This window comes from Paenibacillus sp. Soil750, assembly GCF_001428045.1.
GTDB lineage: Bacteria > Bacillota > Bacilli > Paenibacillales > NBRC-103111 > Paenibacillus_E > Paenibacillus_E allorhizoplanae.
Map to the genome: position 1 here is coordinate 113,404 of NZ_LMSD01000012.1, position 20,574 is coordinate 133,977.

28 protein-coding genes and 1 other annotated feature are annotated in these 20,574 nt (G+C 42.6%); of the genes, 2 read left to right on the forward strand and 26 right to left on the reverse strand.

The features are described from left to right. Positions 1 to 230: 230 nt before the first annotated feature. The 23 genes from ASL11_RS12790 to ASL11_RS12895 all read right to left on the reverse strand — a co-directional run bounded on the left by ASL11_RS12790 (position 231) and on the right by ASL11_RS12895 (position 16,730). The gene (locus ASL11_RS12790) at positions 231 to 974 is read right to left on the reverse strand and encodes a hypothetical protein (RefSeq protein ID WP_235550465.1); all 744 of its coding nucleotides are present in this window, start codon (positions 972 to 974) and stop codon (positions 231 to 233) included. A 21-nt stretch (positions 975 to 995) separates the two neighbouring features. After that, positions 996 to 1,346, reverse strand: a complete 351-nt coding sequence (locus tag ASL11_RS12795; protein WP_436244598.1) for a 2Fe-2S iron-sulfur cluster-binding protein — start codon at positions 1,344 to 1,346, stop codon at positions 996 to 998. A 2-nt stretch (positions 1,347 to 1,348) separates the two neighbouring features. Further along, positions 1,349 to 1,939: a nucleotidyltransferase domain-containing protein gene (locus tag ASL11_RS12800; RefSeq protein WP_157256919.1), complete on the reverse strand. Its 591-nt coding sequence runs from the start codon at positions 1,937 to 1,939 to the stop codon at positions 1,349 to 1,351. Positions 1,940 to 1,965: 26 nt separating this feature from the next. Then, the gene (locus tag ASL11_RS12805; protein WP_056614418.1) at positions 1,966 to 2,259 is read right to left on the reverse strand and encodes a 2Fe-2S iron-sulfur cluster-binding protein; all 294 of its coding nucleotides are present in this window, start codon (positions 2,257 to 2,259) and stop codon (positions 1,966 to 1,968) included. 21 nt (positions 2,260 to 2,280) lie between these two features. Then, complete coding sequence (locus ASL11_RS12810) at positions 2,281 to 2,460, reverse strand: DUF2768 family protein (RefSeq protein WP_056614420.1); 180 nt, start codon at positions 2,458 to 2,460, stop codon at positions 2,281 to 2,283. A gap of 99 nt (positions 2,461 to 2,559) precedes the next feature. Beyond that, positions 2,560 to 2,826, reverse strand: a complete 267-nt coding sequence (locus ASL11_RS12815) for a stage VI sporulation protein F (RefSeq protein WP_056616963.1) — start codon at positions 2,824 to 2,826, stop codon at positions 2,560 to 2,562. Positions 2,827 to 2,938: 112 nt separating this feature from the next. Further along, positions 2,939 to 3,964 (reverse strand): NAD(P)H-dependent glycerol-3-phosphate dehydrogenase, encoded by a 1,026-nt coding sequence (locus tag ASL11_RS12820; RefSeq protein ID WP_056614423.1) that lies wholly within the window; start codon positions 3,962 to 3,964, stop codon positions 2,939 to 2,941. Between the two features lie 31 nt (positions 3,965 to 3,995). Continuing rightward, the gene (gene plsY, locus ASL11_RS12825) at positions 3,996 to 4,598 is read right to left on the reverse strand and encodes a glycerol-3-phosphate 1-O-acyltransferase PlsY (protein ID WP_056614425.1); all 603 of its coding nucleotides are present in this window, start codon (positions 4,596 to 4,598) and stop codon (positions 3,996 to 3,998) included. A gap of 13 nt (positions 4,599 to 4,611) precedes the next feature. After that, complete coding sequence (gene der, locus ASL11_RS12830; RefSeq protein ID WP_056614428.1) at positions 4,612 to 5,937, reverse strand: ribosome biogenesis GTPase Der; 1,326 nt, start codon at positions 5,935 to 5,937, stop codon at positions 4,612 to 4,614. 129 nt (positions 5,938 to 6,066) lie between these two features. Beyond that, positions 6,067 to 6,246, reverse strand: a complete 180-nt coding sequence (locus ASL11_RS12835; protein WP_056614430.1) for a capping complex subunit for YIEGIA — start codon at positions 6,244 to 6,246, stop codon at positions 6,067 to 6,069. A 7-nt stretch (positions 6,247 to 6,253) separates the two neighbouring features. After that, entirely contained in the window at positions 6,254 to 7,165 is a 912-nt protein-coding gene (locus ASL11_RS12840; RefSeq protein WP_056614432.1) for a YIEGIA family protein, read from the reverse strand. 3 nt (positions 7,166 to 7,168) lie between these two features. Then, positions 7,169 to 7,789, reverse strand: a complete 621-nt coding sequence (locus tag ASL11_RS12845; protein WP_056614435.1) for a YphA family membrane protein — start codon at positions 7,787 to 7,789, stop codon at positions 7,169 to 7,171. A 131-nt stretch (positions 7,790 to 7,920) separates the two neighbouring features. Further along, entirely contained in the window at positions 7,921 to 8,979 is a 1,059-nt protein-coding gene (gene fni, locus ASL11_RS12850) for a type 2 isopentenyl-diphosphate Delta-isomerase (RefSeq protein WP_056614438.1), read from the reverse strand. Between the two features lie 30 nt (positions 8,980 to 9,009). After that, positions 9,010 to 10,323 carry a 30S ribosomal protein S1 gene (rpsA, locus tag ASL11_RS12855; protein ID WP_056614440.1) on the reverse strand — a complete coding sequence of 438 codons (1,314 nt, stop codon included), beginning with the start codon at positions 10,321 to 10,323 and terminating at the stop codon, positions 9,010 to 9,012. Positions 10,324 to 10,473: 150 nt separating this feature from the next. After that, positions 10,474 to 11,055, reverse strand: coding sequence for a lysophospholipid acyltransferase family protein (locus ASL11_RS12860; RefSeq protein WP_056614442.1), 582 nt, complete (start codon positions 11,053 to 11,055; stop codon positions 10,474 to 10,476). A 2-nt stretch (positions 11,056 to 11,057) separates the two neighbouring features. Further along, positions 11,058 to 11,741: a (d)CMP kinase gene (gene cmk, locus ASL11_RS12865; protein WP_056614445.1), complete on the reverse strand. Its 684-nt coding sequence runs from the start codon at positions 11,739 to 11,741 to the stop codon at positions 11,058 to 11,060. Between the two features lie 139 nt (positions 11,742 to 11,880). Further along, the gene (locus ASL11_RS12870) at positions 11,881 to 12,105 is read right to left on the reverse strand and encodes a hypothetical protein (RefSeq protein ID WP_056614449.1); all 225 of its coding nucleotides are present in this window, start codon (positions 12,103 to 12,105) and stop codon (positions 11,881 to 11,883) included. Positions 12,106 to 12,171: 66 nt separating this feature from the next. After that, positions 12,172 to 12,834, reverse strand: coding sequence for a flagellar brake protein (locus ASL11_RS12875; RefSeq protein ID WP_327205100.1), 663 nt, complete (start codon positions 12,832 to 12,834; stop codon positions 12,172 to 12,174). An 88-nt stretch (positions 12,835 to 12,922) separates the two neighbouring features. Next, complete coding sequence (gene ypeB / locus ASL11_RS12880; RefSeq protein WP_056614452.1) at positions 12,923 to 14,293, reverse strand: germination protein YpeB; 1,371 nt, start codon at positions 14,291 to 14,293, stop codon at positions 12,923 to 12,925. Between the two features lie 165 nt (positions 14,294 to 14,458). Further along, the gene (locus ASL11_RS37095; protein ID WP_164483569.1) at positions 14,459 to 14,617 is read right to left on the reverse strand and encodes a hypothetical protein; all 159 of its coding nucleotides are present in this window, start codon (positions 14,615 to 14,617) and stop codon (positions 14,459 to 14,461) included. Positions 14,618 to 14,687: 70 nt separating this feature from the next. Continuing rightward, complete coding sequence (gene prsW, locus ASL11_RS12885; RefSeq protein ID WP_056614455.1) at positions 14,688 to 15,383, reverse strand: glutamic-type intramembrane protease PrsW; 696 nt, start codon at positions 15,381 to 15,383, stop codon at positions 14,688 to 14,690. 181 nt (positions 15,384 to 15,564) lie between these two features. Then, positions 15,565 to 16,170, reverse strand: coding sequence for a genetic competence negative regulator (locus ASL11_RS12890; RefSeq protein ID WP_056614457.1), 606 nt, complete (start codon positions 16,168 to 16,170; stop codon positions 15,565 to 15,567). A gap of 248 nt (positions 16,171 to 16,418) precedes the next feature. Next, positions 16,419 to 16,730 (reverse strand): hypothetical protein, encoded by a 312-nt coding sequence (locus ASL11_RS12895; protein ID WP_056614460.1) that lies wholly within the window; start codon positions 16,728 to 16,730, stop codon positions 16,419 to 16,421. Positions 16,731 to 16,905: 175 nt separating this feature from the next. On the opposite strand from ASL11_RS12895, the gene ASL11_RS12900 reads away from it, so the two are divergent. Next, a complete protein-coding gene (locus ASL11_RS12900) occupies positions 16,906 to 17,757 on the forward strand; it encodes a polysaccharide deacetylase family protein (protein ID WP_056614463.1) in 852 nt (283 codons plus the stop codon). A gap of 68 nt (positions 17,758 to 17,825) precedes the next feature. Here ASL11_RS12900 and ASL11_RS12905 read toward each other — a convergent pair whose 3' ends face one another. Next, positions 17,826 to 18,038, reverse strand: coding sequence for a hypothetical protein (locus ASL11_RS12905; RefSeq protein WP_056614466.1), 213 nt, complete (start codon positions 18,036 to 18,038; stop codon positions 17,826 to 17,828). Then, entirely contained in the window at positions 18,035 to 18,643 is a 609-nt protein-coding gene (locus tag ASL11_RS12910; RefSeq protein WP_082595532.1) for a CPBP family intramembrane glutamic endopeptidase, read from the reverse strand. The genes ASL11_RS12905 and ASL11_RS12910 overlap by 4 nt, the downstream gene beginning before the upstream one ends. A 91-nt stretch (positions 18,644 to 18,734) precedes the next feature. Here ASL11_RS12910 and ASL11_RS12915 point away from each other — a divergent pair, with 91 nt between their 5' ends. Continuing rightward, positions 18,735 to 19,658 carry a hypothetical protein gene (locus tag ASL11_RS12915; protein WP_056614470.1) on the forward strand — a complete coding sequence of 308 codons (924 nt, stop codon included), beginning with the start codon at positions 18,735 to 18,737 and terminating at the stop codon, positions 19,656 to 19,658. Positions 19,659 to 19,710: 52 nt separating this feature from the next. On the opposite strand, the gene ASL11_RS12920 is transcribed toward ASL11_RS12915, so the two are convergent. Then, a complete protein-coding gene (locus ASL11_RS12920) occupies positions 19,711 to 20,034 on the reverse strand; it encodes a rhodanese-like domain-containing protein (protein WP_056614472.1) in 324 nt (107 codons plus the stop codon). 238 nt (positions 20,035 to 20,272) lie between these two features. After that, positions 20,273 to 20,505, forward strand: a binding site (T-box leader). Positions 20,506 to 20,574: the final 69 nt, after the last annotated feature.

The window sequence follows — 20,574 nt, forward strand, 5'->3', positions numbered from 1 at the left end:
TGGTCGTCAACTGACGCTAGTGACGGTAACAATTGACTACTCGTACATTCATTTGGACTAGTAAAAATATATGTACTTTCGATAGAAATATGATAGATGCGTTTCAACTTTTTTTCGCTCATATTTTATGAAGCACATACGGCTTTCGAAAGAATATATGATCAGTCCGTTGCGCTTATTCTATAAAGACAAAAAAACCTCTTACACATGGGTAAGAGGTTAGCTCATTTTCAATTCTGTGGCATAGGTTGATTATCTTTCCAGGTATAGGAAACGCTCCGAATCGGCACGAAATAGGATTTATCTACAAGAATCTGCCTCAAATCTTGATCCGGTTTCAAGGAATTCTCTAAAGCATTATTCTTAATGAACGTGTTGATATCCATTGCATAATCAATGGCTACTTCTCCAGTCTGCTTGTTTAAAATGTACGTAATGGCATTTTTTCGATTATACACAGATTTAATATCCGGTTCTTTCATCCCTATCAATTTGAAATCTACATAGGCAAAAGCATCATTAATGGCGACCCCTTGTGGCATATTACCACCATGTTTCGCTATGTAATCATTCACTTTCTTCTGCACATCTTCCACACTTTGATAGGCGGAAAGGTCCATTAACTTCACCGTAGGCTTCGTTTCGGCATCAACGAGTACATAGATGAAGACACCTCCGCTTTCAAATGCGTTCGCGGGAACAGTACTGAGCAGATTCGTTTTTTTAAGTTTTGGAAAATCAATCACATACTTCTCATAGAGTGGTGTTGTCATCTCACTATTTTTAATGGGAAGTACACCTGTTTTCTCATGATAGGTATCAACAGCTTGCCCCACCACGGTAATAAATTCTGCAGGATTAATCTGATTCTCTTTCCGTAGTTCTTGTGGATACGCGCAGCCTGTAAGCAAAATAACCAAGATGAGTGCCAGAAGCAAGCTTCTACCTTGGGTTCGTTGTCGTTTTACTTTCACTATTCAACCATCCTATCTTGTCTAAATGAAATCGTCATCCTCCGCTTGTCTAGCTAGCTGAGCTCGAATTGCTGCCTTTAAGGGATCCTCCGGAATGTTTACTTCCACATCACCTGTAACTCGTGCTTGGCAGGCAAGACGAACCCCCTCATCTACTAGGGAGCCAAGCTTCAACCGTTCATTCGTATTCAGAGGGGCTAGACCACTTTGGTCGCCTACCTTTACTTTACACATTAAACAAGCGGCCTTTGCTCCGCAACGCGTTCTTATATGAACTTTGGCTTTATTACCAGCGTCCAACAAGGTTGTGCCTGGTCTTACTTTAATTTTTTTATTATCTGGCCAAAAATGAACATCAAATACACTCATCATCGTCACCGGTTCCAATCTAGCAATTCGTTCATCTTCACTTGAAATTCATGACCCCACTGATTACGGTTCATCAAATCACTCAAAGCCTGCATATGTTTGTCAGGATGTTCTTGCATCGTTCTTAGAATCGGTTCATAGCGATCGGGCCGATTTCGCAGAACATTAAAGAGAAATTCATGCGCTAACGGCATAACTGGAACTTTCCACTCCTCAATGGAGGCAGAACTGTAATAGTTCTCAAACAAGTAATTGACTTCAACATGATACAAGGATCCGAGCGCCTTGACTTTAAAATCACCAACAACCTCAATGGCATGTCCATCAATCCGATAATGACTCAGCATCGAAGCATATATAGGTGTTTCACTAAATTCTGGGTTATCAATTGCGTAAGTCTGCAGCAACTTATGTACCGTGTGAACATCCTTCAGATCGATATAAATATCCAAATCTCTGGGAGTTCTTCCAATATCGACGTTATGCAGGAGTAAGCCACAGCTTCCGCCAATCAGCCATTGAACGTTATGGGCTTGCTGTAACCGAGTATGAATAGTCGAAATCGACGGGAGTAGTGGCTCCAGCAGTTTCATCATGCCCACACCTTTCAGGCAGTAATTTTTTAAAAATAAGGCTTGTGCGTAACGGAAATCGTTCCCACTTGTTTTACTACGCATTGACAGGCTAGACGATAGCCTTGTGCAAGCTCCTCTGGCTCTAGTCGATCCTCTTCCGCTTCAGAAGCCTCTGCGAGCAGCTCACGCCCTTCTGCAACGTAACAGCGACATCTCGCGCAGGTTCCTCGCGTACACGAGAATCCCCAATCCACATCTGCCTTCAAAGCATGGTCCAGAATGGTTAATCCCGTCTCGGGCGTTAGTTTTATCTGCGTTTTACGTGTTTTCAGTTCTAACATGATGATTTCCCCTCCGGTTGGTTAAAACAACGAAGATAACATAAAAAGTAAGATAGGAATAAACATTAAAAAAGCAATAAAAGACAGCACTCCGCGCCATACGCCAGATGTTCTTGTACGTGCATACGAGATCAGGAATGACGCAACAACCATCAGTCCCATGGCCACGAATGAGGCCCACATTTTGTCTAAAGGTGACATATGAAAAACTCCTTATGTAAAAATCGCGAAAATGAAACACATGTAAGTATAGCACAGAATGAGAAAAAAGCATAAAGGGGATGAACCCCTTCATGCTTCTTATTTCTTACCCAGCATCATGCTCATCAATTGCTGCATATTATTGGTATCAAGTTTACTGCTTTTAACGGCTTGAACGATATCATTAATCGTTTCTTCAGACACCTTGACATTCACTAATCCAGAAACCTGTTTAATGAGAGCTCTTAATTGAACTTCACTCTGCATGGTAGAAGGTTTCACTCCACTTGCAATTTTTTCGATATCTTTAGCTGTAACGGATTTGCCCGTCTTCTTCTTGACCACACTTAATACGTCCTTCGACATATCTTTATTCGCCAATTGTGCCGCCTCCTGTACCCTAAGCTAATGAGAAATCCTGATAGGGTATAGTATGAGTGCGGAGAAGAACTGGTGTAGGCTATCTCCAACCTTTTGTTCACCTTGTCATCGGTAATTCTTCCATTTCGTGTGTACGCACACGTCCCATAAGATCACCGGCTGCAAGTTGTGGAGACTTCCCTTCAAATAAAACGTTATGTAATTCATTCGTAATTGGCATGGTGACTTCATATCGCTTCGCCAGGTCATAGGCTGCTTTCGTCGTTTTCACGCCTTCAACAACCATTCCCATCTCTTTGAGCACATCTTCTAATAGAATCCCTTTGGCCAATTTGTTGCCTGCTCGCCAGTTTCTACTATGTTTACTTGTACAGGTAGCGATCAAATCACCAATTCCAGCTAATCCAGCAAAGGTAAGAGGGTTCGCCCCCATTGCAGTACCTAGTCGCGTGATTTCCGCGAGCCCTCGAGTAACAAGTGCCGCCTTCGCATTATCACCGAAATCTAAACCATCGGTTAGCCCTGCCCCAAGTCCAATGATATTTTTCAGCGCGCCACCTACCTCAACACCTGTTACATCCGGATTCGTATACACACGGAAATATCGTGTAATAAGCAGGTCTTGAGCAGCCTCAGCGGCTTCTAGATCCTCTGCAGCGACAACGACAGTTGTCGGCATTTTGCAAATAACTTCTTCTGCATGACTTGGTCCAGAAAGGACCACGAATCGCTTCGAATCCATCTCGGGGAGCTCGTCCGCGAGCACCTCTGTCATACGCTTAAGTGTCCCTGTTTCAAAACCCTTGGTCGCATGAATAATAAGTGTATCTTTCTTCAAAAATGGACGAATTCGTGAAGCAACCTCACGCATGCCTGAAGATGGAACGACCATAATTATCGCATCCGCATCTTGTACAGCTTCTTGCAAAGAATGGGTCGCTATGATCGAAGGAGATAGCGATATGTCTTTGAGAAAACGGCCATTCGTGTGATGTTCGTTAATTTCTACCACTTGTTCTTCGTTACGAGACCATAGAAGGACTTCTTTCCCATTATCCGCCAATACCGAGGCGAGTGCCGTCCCCCAACTTCCAGCTACAAGGACCGATACTTTTTGTGTCACGGTTTCTCCTCCTACGCGTAGTTGTTTTTCGTTAGGCTCTTTTCTGGCCCAGCTTGTTTTCTTTACCTTGAATAAGTTTCACGATATTTGTCCGGTGACGTAAGAAGGCAAAAGCACAAAGCAAAATGCTTATCCACAAAACAGGTAACGGACGGTCCATTCCCCAAATTAGAAAAGGTAAGAGTGCTGTAAGAATAAGGGAGCCGAGCGAAACGAATCGTGTGATAGCGATGATGACGATGGCTGTTAAGCCTGCAATCAAGGTAGGGACAAAACAAAGTGTTGCCATGACTCCAATGGTGGTTGCAATGCCTTTACCACCGCGGAAGCCGAAAAACACAGGCCAATTATGCCCTACAATGGCTGCTAATCCACACAAAACAGAAATCCAGATATCATCAGGTCCCGGAGCAGCCCAGACCCCCAGTAAGACAGCTACGACGCCTTTCAAGGCATCCAGCAGCAGGACGAGGATTGCTGGCCCCTTCCCCAGAACGCGGAGCGTATTCGTTGCCCCCGCGTTCCCACTGCCGTGCTTACGGATATCAATTCCCTTGAACCATTTTCCGAATAAATAACTAAAGCTGATGGATCCTAGTAAATAGCCCACTACAATTGTTATTATCGAAAGCAATGTACAACATCTCCTATTCTTTGTCCGAAGTTTTTCTACGGCTCAAGATGCGAATGGGCGTTCCTTCAAAGCCGAATGCAGCACGGATTTTGTTATCCAAATAACGTTCGTATGAGAAATGCATAAGCTCTGGCTCATTCACGAAGAGTACGAACACAGGCGGCTTAACGGCTACTTGCGTCACATAGTTAATGCGCAGACGCTTCCCTTTGTCCGTTGGCGGCGGGTTGTATGCAACCGCATCGGAAACAACATCATTCAGGAGATGCGTTTGTACACGCAAGGCATGATTCTCAGCCACTTGTACGATAACAGGCAGCAGTTTATGAAGTCGCTGTGTTGTTTTCGCAGATACAAACACAATTGGTGCATAGCTCAAGAACAAGAAATGATCGCGAATCGTCGTCGTGAAATGTTGCATCGTCTTATCATCTTTCTCAACGATATCCCATTTATTTACGACAATGACAATCGCTTTTCCTGCTTCATGCGCATAGCCTGCAATGTGTTTATCTTGGTCAATAATACCTTCTTGTCCATCAATTACAACAAGCACCACATCTGCTCGTTCAATAGCTTTCATTGCCCGCATAACGCTGTATTTCTCAGTGTTCTCATAAACTTTGCCACGTTTACGCATACCAGCTGTATCAATAATAACGAACTTCTGTCCATCACGCTCAAAAGGTGTATCGATCGCATCACGTGTTGTACCTGCAACGTCGCTCACAATGACTCGCTCTTCACCAAGAATCGCATTTGTCATTGACGATTTCCCGACGTTTGGACGACCAATCAATGCGAATTTAACAACTTCTTCGCCATACTCCTCATCCGTTTTGTCAGGGAATAAGTTACATACGACCTCAAGAAGATCGCCAATCCCAATTCCATGCGAACCCGAAATCCCTACAGGATCACCAAAACCAAGAGAATAGAATTCATAGATATCATCTTGACGTGCCAAATTATCTACTTTATTTACTGCCAAGACAACTGGCTTCTTGGAACGGAATAGTAGCTGCGCTACTTCCTCATCCGATGGGGTTACACCCGCCTTCGCGTCAACCATGAACACGATGACATCCGCTTCTTCAATAGCAAGCTCAGCTTGAACACGAACAGATTTCAGAATTACGTCTTCGCCGTCAATTTCAATACCGCCTGTATCAATGACACTAAACGATGTATTAAGCCATTCACCAACACCATATAAACGATCTCGCGTGACACCTGGTTTATCTTCTACGATCGCCATACGATCGCCTACGATTCGATTAAAAATGGTGGATTTTCCGACATTAGGTCGGCCTACAATTGCAAGTACGGGTCTAGCCAATTTACATCTCTCCTTCGGATTCCATGATCATACATGGAAAATTACGCAACTTACATCATAACAAAAAAGAGGCGCCTTGGCTAATCTCTTTTGAGACTTCTATTAAATATACGCCCTTCCACCGGATAATCAGGAATGTTTCACCAGAATCATCGTACCATTTTTCAAATCATGGGCATTCGCGTCTAACATTTTCTCCAAAGAGAATGCGGTTCTCTGCATCTCCTCTTCACCTTCAACCACAAAGATTGGCGCACCGCCAGCAATACGGTCTTTCGACAATGTCACGATCGCGAGAATTTGCGACATAAGGGCCTTACCCCTCCTTCTTTTTATTTACACCAGCTTCGGAAGGCATGCGCACAGCACTTTCAAGAACAGGTACACGATGAAGGGCAGTGTATGTTTTCTCTTTGTCATTTTCCTGCAAAAGTAAGAGTAAACCGATCGTCCCTGAGTCTAGGTCCAATTTAGCCATGGGTCGTAAGGAAGGCTCACCCTCATCACGATACACGCCGAACAAAGTGGACATATCATACATAATAGCTTGCCGCTGTCCGACATGAGAAATCGATACACGGGCATTACGATTTTTCGGCTTAATTAGAAATCCTTGACCATATTTCATTATTTTTTCACGCGAATCCCTAAGTCCTACGTTCATGATATAAATAGAACCCACCGAAACATCAGGCCCATCCATATGAATATCAACGGGTTCAATATCAGCGATGTCCCCTAATTTGCTGCCCGATTTAAAGAAATTTGCAAGCCAGATTGAGATTAATCCAGCAACTATCCCCCAGTACCAAGCTCCTAATATACTAAAAAAGGAAGCCAAAAAAGCTGTCATAATGACCAAATAATTACGGCCTTCGAATACCATCGCAATCCCTTCGATATAGGCCGCTCCTCGGGGGACAAGTTCTAACTCGTCCACTTTCGTTAAGCTCTGTCTTTCCATATTGCGCACATCTCTAAATTGTTGTGCCGCTAAAGAAAGAAACGTGACTGCCGTGTAGTTTTTATCCAACAATGCTGGAACAGCAACCGCTCCAAGACCTGCAGCGATCACACCGAGCGAGACATGAATAATTTTGCCATGTGGATACGTTGGATACTGCCGATAATCCGTTCGCAGCATATTGATTCGCGACAAAATGCCAAAAATGACACCAATGACAATCCCAATGGTATACCGATGTGTATGTAACCAAGTTATATCCATTGCTTAGTCGCCCTCCCTGCGGTTTAACCAGCTTCTCACGACGGTTCGGCAACCACTGTATGCAGCTTGTACTACAATCGTTAATGTTCTTGCTGTAAAAATAGACAACCACCATTGATCTTGAAACGTAGCCATACCCAACTGATGAAAGCCGTCAACTTCGTGAATACTCGCTTGATACATATCCCCGATCAAATATCCGATCGAAATGGCTGCAATTTGTTCCCATGCATTGCGCTGAACAACTACGGCCACGATGGCAATTAACAGAGCAGTCTGCCATTCTGAATTACGAATAATAAGAATAGGGTCCATTTCTAGCAGTTGTTGAAATAGAAAGTGGAGTGAACCGATCAGAAGTCCTATGGAAAGCAGATGTAGCTTATGTATAAAACCTTGTGTCACATAAAGAATACTAAAGGCAATCGTTAGTACAACAACATAAACAAGTTGAATATGTACATGTTGTATCGTTACGGTAACTCGCGATCCGATCAGCCAAGAGGCAAAAAAAAGAAGCATGCCTTTATGCGATATACTTCGGATGTACAGCTCCTTCCAGCCGCTGGCGAGCAAGATCAACGTGATGCAAAGGAGAATAAGCGACAGATAACCAGCATTCATAATCAAACCACCTAGCCTGCGTAGCTATCGATGACATCCTCTGTCATCAATGTGCTTTACGGATCTTCAGGCTCCCCCTCAAGTGAATAATAAGGGAGATCTGCCTGATCCTTAGTATGGCAATAATTTGATTATTTACTCTGAATAGTTCGCTCTGCGTATGAAGTTAAGTCAATGCCTCTCGTTCGACACCATTCCGCGGTATCTCCAACGATGACAACTGGACACCTTGTAAGGGCTTGAATCGAATTAGCTCCTAATGCCGTCATAATTAAAATGAGTCCTTGGTGAAGTTCTTCTGCATAATCGTGAAGTGCATCTACACCATCTACACGCAATACCTTCAGAAATGCGCCTGCCATACCCACTGCCGATGCGCCTAAGGTAAGTGCTTTCGCCGCTTCCAATGCATTTGTAATGCCTCCTGACGCAATAATAGAACCCCACGGATAAACAGATAGGGCTTCTAATAAAGTCATACTTGTCGGTGTACCCCAATCATTCAGCCAATCTAATGCAGCAGATCGTCTCGCATTTTCAATAGCAGCAAAATTCGTGCCACCTGAGCCTCCCACATCGAGTACCTGAACACCAACATCTCTTAGCTGCTTCGCATTATCACGCGAAATGCCAAAGCCTACCTCTTTCACAATTACCGGTACAGGCGTGTGACGAACAATGCTTTCAATGCGTCCAAGCATGCCTACGAAGCTGCGATCACCTTCTGGCATAATCAGTTCTTGCATAACGTTCAAATGGATTTGAAGCGCATTCGCTTCTATCATCTCTACCGCACGTAATGCTTGTTCCGTTGTGGCTTCACTCCCCAAATTAGCAAAGATGATACCCTTCGGATTCTCGCGTCGCACCACTTCATAGCTGGATGCCACTTCGCTATTCTTAATAGCTGACATCTGGGAGCCAACAGCCATAGGCAAACCTTTCTCCCGCGCGAGTATGGCCAATTCGCGATTAATGCTCTCTGTCTCGTGAGCGCCGCCGGTCATTGCATTAATTAAAATCGGCGAACTCATAGTGAGATCGCCGATTGTTGTTGTTAAAGCAATATGATCCGTCGAAGTCTCAGGAAGACAGTTATGCACAAGCTTGATATCCGCCAACCCTTGTTGACGAGTTTGACCAAGCTCCAGCGCATAATGGACATGCTCCATTTTGCGTGAGATGCGCATTTCTGTAACCTCCCTAGAAATTGGATCTATTTATTTTTTGAATTTAGCCAGTTTATCTCCGAAACGCTCACCAAGTGTCATGGACAAACCTTGATTGCTTAGGGATACGTTTTCGTTACCAGCAATTTCTTTTTGGTGACTAGCGCTGTTACCACGGTCACGATCACCACGCGGTTGTCTTTCTCTATCTGGCTTGCCAGCTGATGACGGAGCCGCTGCACCAGCAGGTGCTTCAGGAGCATCTTCTGTATCTTTAATGCTTAAGCTAACGCGTTTCTCAGCAAGGTTGATTTCCAAGATTTTCACTTGTACTTCTTGACCTTCTTTCAAAACTTCATGCGGAGTACCGATGTGACGGTGTGCGATTTGGGAAATGTGAACAAGCCCCTCAACACCTGGTGCCACTTCAACGAATGCACCGAAAGCTGCAAGACGTTTAACTGTACCTGTTACGATATCACCAGCTTTGAAATCACGCTCAACATTTGACCAAGGACCATCTTGCGTAGCTTTGATGCTCAAGCTGATTTTGTCATTGGATGGATCCAATTTAAGGATTTGCACCTTAACTTTGTCTCCTTCTTTAACAACATCAGAAGCTTGTTCAACATGCTGCCAAGCAAGTTCAGAAATATGAACAAGTCCATCAATACCACCGATGTCAACAAATGCACCGAATTGTGTCAAACGTTGTACAGTACCATCTAGTACTTGACCAACTTGAAGACCTTCGATGATTTTCTTTTTGTTTGTTTCGAACTCTTCATCCAAAATATCTTTTTGGGAAAGGATGACTTTGTTTTTCTCGCGATCAATTTCTTTCACACGAAGACGCAATGTGCGGCCTTTGTAGGAAGAGAAATCTTCAACGAATTGACGCTCAACCATGGAAGCAGGTACGAATCCACGTACACCAATATCCACAACTAATCCGCCTTTAACAACCTCAGCAACAGCTGCTTCGATAATTTCTTTGCTCTCAAGTTGTCCTTGTAGCGTTTCCCAAGCTTTCTCGTTGTCAACAACACGTTTGGACAATACCAACGTTTCTTTTGCATCGTTGATGGAAACGATCTTCAATTCTACTTCTTGACCAAGCTCGACTGCTTGCGCAGCATCGTTCAAGCTTACGGAAGAAAGCTCACGAACTGGGATGACGCCATCGTATTTGTAACCGATATCCACGAAAGCTTGATCAGCGTCTACTTTAACGATTTTGCCTTTTACCGTAGCGCCTTTCTTCAACACAGCAACATTGTTAAGCGCGTGCTCTGCTTCTGCTTGTGATACGGCCGTTTCTTGAGCTTCCTGTGATTGATCTTCAACTTTTACTTCATCTGACATGAGATTAGCCTCCTCTATTTACAACCAACAAAAATAATTTATAAGTCACAAAGCAGCAGTCAAGCTCCTACTCTGTTTCAAACACAATAATAAGTTCAAATCACTTTATGGTTAGTATAATTCCAAGCTTTCGATTCCATACATTTCTGCTTATGCTTTACTAGTAACTGTATGTAGTCGGCGAATTTCTTTCATAATCGCTTCCGTCGCCTGCTCCAGATCCTCTGAACTACCGCCTTCATAAGCGCTCATATCAAGTGGTTTACCGTAAACGATCGTCATACGACGGAATAGTGAGTAGGTACCTACGATAGCTACCGGAACAACTGCCGCGCCCGACTTCAATGCAAGACTAGCAGCGCCTTTCTTCCCCATTCCACCCGCATTGCTTCTAGATCCTTCAGGAAAAACACCTAGCATATTGCCATCACGCAGCAGCTGTACAGCAAGTCGAATCGACTCTCTGCTTACGCCTCCGCGTTTAACTGGGAATGCGCCTACTTTAGATATGATAGACCCAAGTACTGGTATATCAAACAGCTCCGCCTTGGCCATGAAATGCACCTTGCGGCGCAGTGGTGAACCTAAGAATGGTGGGTCTAAGAAGCTAGTATGATTACCACACAAAACAACTGCCCCTTGCGTTGGAACATTTTCCATGCCGATAGCACGCATTCGGAAAAAAACGGTGAAAATAAATCGAAATAAGGCTCTTCCGATGCGATATAGCATCTTTATTTGCCACCTCCGACTTTGTCCTTGCAAAGTCCAAGAATTTCTTCCACTACTTCTTCAATCGTCATTGATGTACTGTCCATCAACACGGCATCATGCGCCCTACGCAGTGGTGAAATTTCCCTCGCCTCATCGAATTGATCGCGACGTGCGATATCCTGCTCCAATTCGGAAAGAGTCAGTGTATTCGTACCACTGTTTTCTAATTCCTTGAATCGGCGCTCAGCACGTTCCTTCACACTCGCGGTTAAGAAAACCTTGATCTCTGCATCTGGCATGACATGTGTACCAATGTCACGGCCGTCCATGACTACGCCTTTGGAAACAGTCATTTGCTGCTGTAGCGCAACTAACAAATGACGTACAGCGCCATAGCTGGCAATTTGTGAAACATGTGTCGTTACATCCGTTGAACGAATCGCTTTCGTCACATCAACACCATCTACGATGACCTGTTGCCCTTCATCTCCAGGGATGAGCTCAATCTGCATTCGATTGGCTAACGCAGCCACTTCTGTTTCTTGCTCAGGTAGCAGCCCTTCTTGCTGTACTTTCCACGTTACTGCTCGATACATGGCTCCTGTATCCACGTAAATGAAACCAAGTGCACCGGCAACTAGCCGTGCTATGGTGCTTTTACCGGCTCCAGCAGGACCATCTATGGCAATATTGAACTTATCCAAGCTGCTGTTCCTCCTAACAATACTTCACAGTACCTTACGAACAAAAAAGCAGGCACTTGCCTGCTAATTACTAGAAATTATACCACACAACATGGTCATATGCAAAACTTGGGTTCTATCCTACCTTGATTTCATGCGCTTATGAGCGTTCTCTTAAGGGATGTTCCGGTACGATATATGGTTGCCCTTCGAGTGGCTCGACACGTGTGAAATGCTTGCGAATATACGCATTTTGAAGTAATGCTTGTACACAAACTAGTAATATAATAACGAAAATTACAGCTCTAATAATGATCTTCTCTACTTTCGCAGAAAAGCGCAAAAATAACTGTTCATATGGTTCTGTCTCTGGTTCCTTGGACATGAGATCACACTCCCGCTAGCATCCGATATGCATAGCAGTATACCCTTAGCGTTTATGTCTCAATCCCTAGCGTTTGCGAAAATCCATTTGTCTCTCAAAGCAAAAACGAATCAGTTTCTGCCGCTCTCTATCCGCGATCTCTGCGAATCGAATCATGACTAATTGCTTACCCGTCTCCGTACCTTTCACGCGTACAACTTCACCTGTAAACGGAATATGCTCGATCGTGCCATTTTTGAATGGCGCAAGTACCCAACAAGATATGATTGCATTTAAGCCTATCGGAATATGACCATCACAAATAAATGAAATACCTCCACCGCCAACATCATCCGTCAATCCAATAAATTGGATCTGGTCGTTCAGCTTCACGGCGATTTCTAATTCTGCTAAAACTCGAAGGAAATTCCTGCGTTGTATTTGCGTAATCGCACTTAACTCTGGGAGTCTTAGTTCGATCAAGCGAATAACATCCTCCGTAAAAGCTACAACTTCTGTTGTGAAATAATGCTTCACACCGCCTTGACCTAGGAAATGAGCACTAATCTCATCACCTTGATAAAGTTTTTTCAATCGTCCTGTCTTTTCGTTCAAAGGGATTTCAATGATAATCGCGCTTTCTGTCACATCCGCAATTCTAGACTTATATTCGATTTTGGACTCTTCTTCATCAATACTGTTCATTTGCATATGTAAAATCTGGTTGACCTTAGGAAGCAATTTCCGCACCTCCGCGAAGTAATATGCATTAATTATACCATGACCTCACCATTTAGATAGAAAAAAAAGAAGCAGGATGATATCCTGCCTCCTCTTCCTATGATTTTCCTTTTGCAGCTTCCGCTTGATCTTGACGAATTGTCTCTATTTTCTCTTCCATGCCCATATCTGCATTTACATAAACACGATAGATATTGTTATTCATCGTGCCGATAAATTCATGACACAGCACTTCTTCGTCCAGATCATTTTTGATAATCGCAAGCGATTCGCCAGTCACTTTCATTTTAGAACTCAGTTGCTTACGTGCTTGGTCTACTGTAATTTTCGGTTGACCAATATTGCGTTTCTTTTGTGAATAAATATAATTGGTCGCTTGTAGCCCCGTTACTTCAAGGGTATCTAAAGCAACTTTAACCGTAACTTGTTCCGGATATATGGTGACATTATTTTCTTTCTTTGCGAATAGAATGGTCGCTGTATTCTGATATTGATCGTAACTAATTGCACTTAAATCCTTATACTCATGCTGATCCAGAAATTCATTCGCAATATCTCTTGCTTGACGAAGATTAAATTTCGCAGCTGGTACATCACGTGTCTTCATAAAATAGATCAGGTGACCACCTTTTTTGGTGTAATCCATTTGCGTATCCGTTTTGGAAGCATCATTGCTTGGAATAACAACACTATAACTTTGAAATTCAGGTGCACTTCCGCCGTTCTCAACAACTTTAATGCCACTTGAATCTTTTACGCCAAGGAAATCAATAGCTTTCTTTTTAACTTGATCTGCCGTCATATCATTGCCCGTCAGCATTTTGACATCATTTTTGGAGAACACATTTAAACTGCCTGTCCCCCAATTCAACTCATCATATCCACCTACTTGTTTGTCCACAATCTTAAAGCCATCGATAATCGCATTGTCATGCATTTCATTTTCAGATGCGAGCGCCGTCTCCACATCCATCCAACGCAAATTATTTGCAATTACTTTATTTTGCACACCCCGAATTTCTTTAGTTATATCAGCAGAATGTGCATACAAGGTGTTCAACGTTTTCATTTCCGCTTCGGTTAAAGGCTGTTTCGTCATATCGCGAACAGACATGCGGTAAGAGAAATTAGCCATATTCGCTAGGAAATCTTCCGTTTTGTTAAAAGGCAGCAGCATTAAAGGCAATTGTGTAATGTCACTCTGCGCTTGACTTGTTAAACGCCAAACATTAACCAAACCTTTCCGGTAGGATGGTTCAGAAGTTTCATTTACCGCCAATGTATTGCCTAATTCCGTATGTAGCTTATCCATGTGAAAGGACAGGTCATGAAACGCGCGTTGATACTGATTCTCCGCTTTAATTAATATCGTATTCTTTTCTTGGTGTTCCAAATACCCCCACACAGAAGCCCCGATTAAAGCCAGCAGTAGAAATGGAAACATGACGATACTTAATCTTTTATACACAGAACTGCTCCTTTCATACCCAATCTTGCGCTTAGTTTTTACGCGTGGAGGCAGGTTTATACAAGATTGTCACAAAATAAACAGCTACTCCGTCCCTCGATAGGACAATGGCGTTTATCGATTTGTACATACAAAAAAAGGCCTATTCGGAAGAATGGCCTCTTGCTAACTTTCGGTTTCTATTTCAAAATCGTGCTCATTACTGCATATGCATTGCCGAAATCCAGTTTCAATCTTATCTTTTTCCTTTTTACCTCGCAATACGAACTTCTCACCACATAACCGACATCGGATCTTCACTTTCACGCGCGTCGTTAAAGACATGTATACCCTCCCGGTCTTTCCCCATTCCATGTAATGGAGTTCAACAAATATACAGTCATTATGACCCAAATCATCCCATTTTAATCTTCTCATCGACAGTTACAACGCGTAAAGGAGAGTGTGCATTAGCACGATCTACACGCCATATCGACCGTAACCATAGAAAAGTCATAAGTGGAATCATAATCCAAATCCAGTTGTTTGTGAATATAAGCAAAATATAATCAAATGCACCGTGCCAAGCAATTGGTAGCAACAGGGATATCCATAAATACCTATTTTGCTTATGAGGAACGAATTTGGCCTTGCCCATGTAATACCCCATCATAACACCAAATAAAGCGTGTCCCGAGACTGGCAATAGCGCGCGAAGCATCAATGCCGAGAAAGAAGAAGCATGCAAGAATGCATAAATAATATTCTCCAAGGTTGCAAAGCCAAGACTGACAGCCACCGCATACACAATCCCGTCGTATGGCTCATCGAAGGCTTCATGACGGAAAATCAAGTGATACAGTAACAACCACTTCAGAAACTCTTCAATTCCTCCTGAGAGAAAAAAAGATGTCATGATCGTGCCATTGCCGAACTCCTGGATAAATGCGTTCTGTAGAACCATCGTCGGATAAACGAGAAGTACACCGAAGAGAAACATCCGTATCACTAAATGGATAGGTTCTGTTTCGTACCGATCCTTTAGATAAAAGTAGGCGAGCAATGAGAGACCTGGTGCTATGGCTGCCAATAAAATAGGCACGATATGCATGTTCCAGCTCCCCTCTTTTTTGAAATTCATACCTCTATTATAGTCGTTCTGTCTAGACATTTCTACGTGTAACACAAACGACCTTAGTTGCGCATTATGGAAAACAAAACAAGCATCCTCAAAAACGGTTGTTTTTGGGAGATGCTTGTTTCATTCTCATGCATCAGGACGTGAGTCCCAATTATTTGAAATGGCGGCAGAGCACCTTAACGGCATCATCTGCAATGATGGTTTTCCCGTATTCCTCAAGAACAGCCAAGGTCACTGAAGAAGCTTCACCGAACTCAGACAAGACAGCAATAAGAGCTTGATACTTGTTTTCTTCAAGATCTACAGGTTCTAGCTGTAAAATATATTTCCCTTTATACGAATACAGGGTACCGCCTTCCATCAGAAGGGGATTAATTACTTTGGATACACGCAGCAGATCTTCAAAATCACGGAAAGCATAGGAGATTAAATCGCTTTGTTCAAGCGTAACTTCCATTTCGTACACTTCTTCAGCTTCATGATCATCATACGCATCAGAACTCGCATACAAATCAAGCTTGCCTCTAGTGACGATAACAACCATACCTTGCGCTGGGAGGGCGAATACCTCAACAGCAAGGGGACCGGACGGGTCAAATCCGAGCTCCGAATAGGCTTGATCCATCATCTCACTAAACAACTCGTGCACTTTCGGAATTTCTCTCCACATGTCGTCTTTTTGAATTCCACGTTCAGTTAAGTCATCGAATGTTAGGAAAATCCGTATCTTATCCTGACTTAAGCGTTCTATTTTCATGATAGGATCCTCCTTTGAGCTCTCCAACTGGAAAGCTTGCATCGAAAGCATGGTCACCTTATTTCAATCAGAATATGTTAGAAAAATAAAAAGGTGAACCACTAATCAATAAATGGACATGCATCCATCTATTGTTTTCACCTATCATGTTAACACTAAATCTTTGTAATTGCACGCTTAAGTTATGTATAAAAAGAAAAAGCACAGCCGGCCCCGTGGGTATGCCAGACTGTGCTGAGCGCTTATCTTTATTGTATTGTTGCGCTGCTAATTTTATTATCCTGCAGGATTTCATTGACAGTTGCCTTCAAACTCGGGTCTTCTTTGACGATTTTCTCTACTTGGTTAAAGCCATTTGTACTCGTCGAGGAGAAATTTCGGGCTGTAGATTCTCCAACAGATTTGCTTGTGAACGTTTCTTTGGCCTTATCCATGACATTGCCCATCGATTGACTAGGTGAGCTAAATGCTGAGAAAAGCATGGATTTACTTTTACGATTGAGATAAATAACAGCAGCCGCGCCTGCAATGCCACCAAGCATAAATGTTCCTAATTTCATTGGATCTCCCTCCATGATAAGTAGTATCAATCCTTTCTAGGTTGTGCGAGTTTAGAAGTGGTCATACACAACTGAAGAAGGAAAACATAGGAGAATTGACATCTGCGAATTATGGTCTTAATTGTGGTACTATAAGGGATGACCACCATGTAAGGATCTGAGGAGAATACGAATTATGAAAAAGAAAGCAAGCACACTATTCCTAACAGTCATGCTTCTATTGGCTGCCTGCAGTGCAGATCAAACCGAAACAAGTCCTGCTGCGACTACAAGTGTAGCGCCAGTTGTTCAAGTGACATCAAGCCCAAGTGAATCTCCAACCCCCACCGCGGCTCCTACACCCACACCTTCACCAACACCAACTGCTCCCGTTCAAGAAGTAGTACAAAAGACCTACCACATGAACAAAAACTATGATATCGTGCCCAATGACCCCAATGGTAATAAAAAAGTCGTCTTATTAACCTTTGATGATGGACCTAAAGAACAAGCGATGAATCAATCTCTTATTGATATCCTGAACAAACATAAGGCGAAGGCGATCTTCTTCATGAACGGTTATCGTATAAAGCAAAAGCCTGAGCTCGTAAAACTTGTTCACGAAAGCGGCAATATCATTGGTAATCATGCTTGGGATCATGACAATATGAAAGATATGCCGAATGATAAAATTGATAAACAAGTTGACGATGTTGGGCAAATTGTGAAAGAAATTACAGGTCAGTCCCCACAATTTTTCCGTCCTCCATTTGGCTCAGGTAATGATTATTTGAAGTCGAAAATTAAAAACAATAAAATGCTTTACATGACATGGTCGAATGGTTCATTAGATTGGGACATGACGAATAAGAATAATGATTCCAATAAAGTCATTGAGAATGTCATGCAACAGCTTCACAACGGCAGCAATATTCTCATGCATGAGCTCCCATGGACAGTAGCTGCGCTTGATACGTTGCTTACGAAGCTCGAGGAAAAAGGTTATACGTTTGTTGATCCCAATGCCATTGAATTAGAAATGAGATAGGAATGAACTAAGAGCCCTACGCTGCCGCGAATGTTTCGTTCGTAGCAGCGTAGGGCTCTTTTTATTTTTTACAACGAAGAATTTGAGTACTTGATCCCCCAAACAGTTAAACTCACAACTAAAGCGATAAATAACCAAAGTAATGTCATATAGAAAAGATTCGTCCATTTGCCTTGCTCCGAAGGGTGTACGGCTCTACGCGGCGGTAAATAGGTATCATCCTCTTGTTTCTCCTCCACGTCAGGATTCGAACGCGAAGCTACTCTTTCTCCAACACTCATGAACCTTGATCTTCCTCCTTGCCAAACCGAAGTATGCAACCCATCACCATATCAATCATAAAGTGAGCAATTATTGGTGTCCATAGGCTTCCCGTATGAAGGTAAATCCAACCTAAGCCATAGCTAATACAAAATACCATCCCTGTCATGAGCCAATGCTGCAGATAGCGAACATGGATTGCGGCAAATAAAATACTAGTCCAGTAAGGTCCCCAAGCATGTTGAATCGCACCACGAAATAGGACCTCTTCACAGACTGATACGATGAATGAAATAAGTGCAATATGCCAAAGGGCCCTATTCCCAAAAATCATTTGATTAATGCCACCGTCATCAGATACTTCTTTGGGTACCCATCTTGAAATAAGTAGGTCAATACCGAGGACAACTACAGCAAATAAACAACCCCAAATGAGGACACGCCAACCACCTTGAAACGACAACGCAGAAAGAATCTTTGAATTACTCTGAAATAATAGGATGATAATTCCGATAATAAGCGTAAGCAGTTGTGTAATGTAAAGATTCAGCAATAAAGTTTTGTCATTCAGTTCATTGATATCAACTTTCCCAATACGAAGGTTTTTAAAATCGAATTTTTTCAAAGGAAGCAGCCTCATTTCCTTATAATATTCCTTTTTCATGCTGATTGACCTATACTAAAACAACTATAAGAGACAACAAGGAGCTTGATTTATGGAGAAGCGTCTTACCCGCACTGATTATTTATTTGCCCTCATGTTTATCTTTATGCTGGTCTGTATCCTTGGCGCTTTTTTCTATGGCTTGCGATTAGGACAAACGAAATCCGATTTAAAGTATGATAAAATCATGCATGCTGATCAAGCGTCATCAGTCCCCGAAGTAGGCGCCTATGATCAACAAGTGCTTGTGTCATATTACCATACCATCTTTTTACCCTTTAGGGAATTTCAGAATAAATGGTTTGAATTATTGAGTCAAATCGAAATGGATAATGCAACTGTTGACGCTTCCGCAGTCCTGAAAGAGCTAAGTAAAATTGCAGCTGATAAATACAATACGCTCCAAAATAAGAACATGCCTGCCTCTTCACCCTTACTTGTGCAGTCACACCAAGGCTATCTGAAGAGCTTGAAGCTATTCACTGATGCATTAAGTAACTATCAGTCCAAAGCGAATGCACAAAGTCACGCACAGTTATTAGATGCCATTCAGAAGGATGCGTACTTCCTTGAAGCCAAAACACAAGCCTTAACTGCACAGAAAAATTACTTCGACTCCATCCTTGTCTGGAACGGCACTATGGATCCGGACATTGAATATTTCGATCCTAATAATACAGCCAATCTTGATCAGTGGCGCGCAATGAATTTCAACGTAAAGAATGTATATATCACCGCTAAATTATTGAAAAACAAAGCATTCTCACCTTTTTATCCGCAGGATTTAACGATAAGAATTGATGAATTCATCGCATCCGGCCAAGCCAAAAAATTAAATGTGAATGATGTGAATCAAACCATGGAATTATTGCTCAGCACGAATGCTGTTCGCACAGGAGACTTCGTCAAAGGCAAAGCAAAATGGTATGCCAATGAAACACTGCCTCAATTACCTTTCTTTTCAGATGTAAATTAAGAAAAAAGCTGAAGATTTAGTCCTCGTGGACGAAGTCATCAGCTTTTTCTATTTAATCGTATTGGAAGCCGCGGAACATGCCAATAGCAGCCATTCCCCCGTCTACATTAATGACACGCTCAAAACCGTTTTCTTTTAAATATTCAGCAACACGTAGACTGCGCATCCCATGTGCACAAACGATATAAATGTCTTCATCTTCTGGAAGCTCACCCATACGGAGCGGAATTTGCTGCATGGGAATTAATTTGGCTTCTTCCATATGATAGTAATCCCATTCATGGGGTTCTCTTACATCAATGATGACACTATTTCCTAGTGTTTTTTGGTCGACAGCTTGGAGAAAAATTTGGGGATAAATGCTTTTAATTTCCATTTAGGTACACACTCCTGCTTTCTTTAGTTAAGATCCTAACATTCACTGTACCATACATGAAAATGAGCCTCAAATATAAGCAAAATGTCATTGCATTCTGAACATTCTTGCTATAAAATAAACGAAAAGCTTCTTATTGAGTGTCAATCCGAACATTTATGACGTAAAAGTGAAAATCGTTCGACATGTATTGACACGATTTCGAACGCATGGTAATCTATTAAAAATTCTATATCACAGTACAGCGTTGACGGAGCCAAGCAAATTAAGTAGCTTTCAGAGAACCGGTGGTTGGTGAGAACCGGTAGCGAACAAATTGCGGAGCACTCCAGAGTTATTGCATTGAACGGTAGTAGATGCAATCGGGTTAGGAACACGTTACAGTTCCAGGTCGCAAGACCAAATGAGGCTACCCATGCGAATGGGCAGCGAACTAGGGTGGTACCACGAAAGCAATCTCTCGTCCCTTTGGCTACAGGCTAATTGTCTGTATCCGAGGGCTGGGAGTTTTTTTATGTTCAAATCTAAGGAGGAACCGAA

Bases quoted from the DNA above. Each gene is read 5' to 3' on its own strand.
- ASL11_RS12795 (WP_436244598.1), bottom strand. From the start codon at position 1,346: ATGATGAGTGTATTTGATGTTCATTTTTGGCCAGATAATAAAAAAATT.
- ASL11_RS12800 (WP_157256919.1), bottom strand. From the start codon at position 1,939: ATGATGAAACTGCTGGAGCCACTACTCCCGTCGATTTCGACTATTCAT.
- ASL11_RS12805 (WP_056614418.1), bottom strand. From the start codon at position 2,259: ATGTTAGAACTGAAAACACGTAAAACGCAGATAAAACTAACGCCCGAG.
- ASL11_RS12810 (WP_056614420.1), bottom strand. From the start codon at position 2,460: ATGTCACCTTTAGACAAAATGTGGGCCTCATTCGTGGCCATGGGACTG.
- ASL11_RS12815 (WP_056616963.1), bottom strand. From the start codon at position 2,826: ATGTCGAAGGACGTATTAAGTGTGGTCAAGAAGAAGACGGGCAAATCC.
- ASL11_RS12835 (WP_056614430.1), bottom strand. From the start codon at position 6,246: ATGTCGCAAATTCTCGCGATCGTGACATTGTCGAAAGACCGTATTGCT.
- ASL11_RS12840 (WP_056614432.1), bottom strand. From the start codon at position 7,165: ATGGATATAACTTGGTTACATACACATCGGTATACCATTGGGATTGTC.
- ASL11_RS12845 (WP_056614435.1), bottom strand. From the start codon at position 7,789: ATGAATGCTGGTTATCTGTCGCTTATTCTCCTTTGCATCACGTTGATC.
- fni (WP_056614438.1), bottom strand. From the start codon at position 8,979: ATGCGCATCTCACGCAAAATGGAGCATGTCCATTATGCGCTGGAGCTT.
- rpsA (WP_056614440.1), bottom strand. From the start codon at position 10,323: ATGTCAGATGAAGTAAAAGTTGAAGATCAATCACAGGAAGCTCAAGAA.
- ASL11_RS12860 (WP_056614442.1), bottom strand. From the start codon at position 11,055: ATGCTATATCGCATCGGAAGAGCCTTATTTCGATTTATTTTCACCGTT.
- ASL11_RS12870 (WP_056614449.1), bottom strand. From the start codon at position 12,105: ATGTCCAAGGAACCAGAGACAGAACCATATGAACAGTTATTTTTGCGC.
- ASL11_RS37095 (WP_164483569.1), bottom strand. From the start codon at position 14,617: ATGTCTTTAACGACGCGCGTGAAAGTGAAGATCCGATGTCGGTTATGT.
- prsW (WP_056614455.1), bottom strand. From the start codon at position 15,383: ATGCATATCGTGCCTATTTTATTGGCAGCCATAGCACCAGGTCTCTCA.
- ASL11_RS12890 (WP_056614457.1), bottom strand. From the start codon at position 16,170: ATGAAAATAGAACGCTTAAGTCAGGATAAGATACGGATTTTCCTAACA.
- ASL11_RS12895 (WP_056614460.1), bottom strand. From the start codon at position 16,730: ATGAAATTAGGAACATTTATGCTTGGTGGCATTGCAGGCGCGGCTGCT.
- ASL11_RS12900 (WP_056614463.1), top strand. From the start codon at position 16,906: ATGAAAAAGAAAGCAAGCACACTATTCCTAACAGTCATGCTTCTATTG.
- ASL11_RS12905 (WP_056614466.1), bottom strand. From the start codon at position 18,038: ATGAGTGTTGGAGAAAGAGTAGCTTCGCGTTCGAATCCTGACGTGGAG.
- ASL11_RS12915 (WP_056614470.1), top strand. From the start codon at position 18,735: ATGGAGAAGCGTCTTACCCGCACTGATTATTTATTTGCCCTCATGTTT.
- ASL11_RS12920 (WP_056614472.1), bottom strand. From the start codon at position 20,034: ATGGAAATTAAAAGCATTTATCCCCAAATTTTTCTCCAAGCTGTCGAC.